The organism is Mesorhizobium sp. M4B.F.Ca.ET.089.01.1.1, from assembly GCF_004022605.1.
GTDB lineage: Bacteria > Pseudomonadota > Alphaproteobacteria > Rhizobiales > Rhizobiaceae > Mesorhizobium > Mesorhizobium abyssinicae.
In genome coordinates, this window is record NZ_RZOS01000972.1 from 1 (window position 1) to 925 (window position 925).

Here is a 925-nt window from a genome sequence, read left to right on the forward strand (position 1 = left end):
GGATGCCAAGTCCCTGCGCGATCCAGAAGATCCACGGCAGATGGCCGGCGACCGGCTCGTTGCGGCGCGCGGCGAGATAGACCTGCGCCAGCGCGCCCTGGGCGGCCACGCAGCAGGCAAGCAGCATGGCGTCGGTCTTGGCGTCGCGACCCTCGAAGGCGGTGGCGAAGATCGCTGCCATCATCAGGCCGGCGGCGAGACCGGCATTGGCACCGAACAGTTTCGTGCCCGTCCAGCCGATGCCGACGACGGCAAGCGCGATACCGAGCATGGAGACCAGGCGATAGACCCAGATCGGCGCGGCTGCCCCCTCGCCGCTCAGCGCCACGGCAGCTGACTGCAGCCAGTAGATGCCGATCGGCTTCTTATAGCGCGTGACGTCCTGCAGACGGATATCGACATAGTCGCCGGTCTCGACCATCTGCTTGGTCGCCTGGACGAAACGGGACTCGTCGCGGTCGATCGGGGGAAGGCTGGCGAGGCCGCTGACGGTCATCACCAGGCTGAACAGAAAGAGGATGATGTAGTTTCTGTTCATCGCGGGAGCTTCCGGATCTCGATTTGCGGGATGGTGCCCCGTCGCGGCGCCTGGGCTTGGCCCTTTGCGCGGGCGCCTCATTACGCCAGCCGCAACCCCGAGGCAAGAAGTGGCCCTCTCTCCAGGGCAATAGCTTCAATCCAGTGATGGTTTCCGACTTTGTGGCTGAGAACACCAACTGTCGAAGTCGGCGCCGCCCCTCATCGCCCTGCCGGGCACTTCTCCCCGTATAGTGACGGGGAGAAGGGGCTGGCCGCAATGTTGGCGCCCTTCTCCCACCGCTGGCGAGTCGCGAAACCAGTGATGACAGCCCCCTCTCCCCGTCACTATACGGGGAGAGGATGCCGGCAGGCAGGTGAGGGGCGGCGCCAGCGCTCGGTGGACGGG

Annotated in this window: 1 protein-coding gene; it reads right to left on the minus strand. The window is 65.8% G+C overall.

From position 1 onward, the window contains the following. The coding region (locus EN780_RS35405) for a glycosyltransferase family 39 protein (protein WP_128276549.1) at positions 1-538 on the minus strand (538 nt) is incomplete at its 3' end. Positions 539-925: the final 387 nt, after the last annotated feature.